General features: G+C 74.2%; 1 protein-coding gene. It reads left to right on the forward strand.

Annotated features, from left to right (window positions below; all coding sequences use genetic code 11):
* Window positions 1-1291, forward strand: a 1291-nt coding sequence (locus tag ACFV7Q_RS38895) for a KR domain-containing protein (protein WP_385435680.1), incomplete at both ends; no start/stop codon positions are given.

Here is a 1291-nt window from a genome sequence, read left to right on the forward strand (position 1 = left end):
CAGTCGTGGAGCTGGGCCCGGACGGTGTGCTGTCCGCGCTCGCGCAGGACTGCCTGACGGGCTCGGCCGACATCGCTTTCGTGCCGGTCCTGCGCGCGCGGCGCACGGAGGCGGAGACGGCGGTTGCCGCTGTCGCGCGGGCGTACGTGCGGGGTGCTGACGTGGACTGGTCCGCGTTCTTCGCAGGCACGGGCGCGGAGCGGGTCGAGCTCCCGACGTACGCCTTCCAGCGACAGCGCTACTGGCCGGAGAAGGCCCTGTCGAGTGGCGGCGCGGTTCCCGCGTCTGCGGTCGGCGCGGTCGACGCCCGGTTCTGGGAGGCGGTGGAGCACGGGGACCTCGCGTCCCTGGCCGCCGAACTGGAGGTCGACACCGAGGCGCCGTTCAGCGAACTCGTTCCCGCCCTGTCCGCGTGGCGGCGACAGGGCCAGGAGCAGTCCGAGGTGGACGGCTGGCGCTACCGCGTGTCGTGGAAGCCGCTGGCGGATGCGTCGGCCGGTGGTGTGGGGCTGTCGGGCACGTGGCTGGTCGTGACCCCAGCCGCCGGTGTCGACGGCGTCTCCGCCGTGGCGGAGGCCCTGGCCGGCCGTGGGGCCGAGGTCCGTCAGGTGGTTGCCGGGGCCGGTGCCGATCGCGGTGCTGTGGCCGGCCTGCTGGCGGAGGCGGGGTCGGTGGCCGGGTCGGTGGCCGGTGTGGTGTCGCTGCTCGCGCTGGGTGAGGCCGCCGGTGTGGTGGACACGGCCGTGCTCGTGCAGGCGTTGGGTGATGCCGGGATTGAGGCGCCGCTGTGGTGTGTGACCCGGGGTGCGGTGAGTGTGGGTCGTTCGGACCGTCTCGTTTCGGTGGTTCAGGCGCAGGTGTGGGGTCTGGGTCGGGTGGCCGCGCTTGAGCTGCCCGAGCGTTGGGGTGGCTTGGTGGACCTGCCGGAGGTGTGGGACGGGCGGGTCATGGGCCGGCTGGTCGGGGTGCTGGCCGGCGGTGTTGCCGGTGAGGACCAGGTCGCGGTGCGGTCGTCGGGTGTCTTCGGGCGTCGGCTCGTGCGGGCGGCCCGCGTGGAGGGTGCTGCGTCCTGGACGCCGTCCGGGACGGTGCTGGTGACCGGGGGTACCGGTGCTTTGGGTGGCCGGGTGGCGCGTTGGTTGGCCGGTGCGGGGGCGGAGCGGCTGGTGTTGACCAGTCGTCGGGGTGCGGATGCGCCCGGTGCGGCGGAGCTGGTGGCCGAGTTGGCGGAGCTGGGGGTCGAGGTGTCGGTCGTGGCGTGTGACGCCGCTGACCGGGAGGCCCTCCGTGT

Origin of the sequence: Streptomyces sp. NPDC059851 (assembly GCF_042732005.1) — a bacterium.
Classification (GTDB): domain Bacteria; phylum Actinomycetota; class Actinomycetes; order Streptomycetales; family Streptomycetaceae; genus Streptomyces.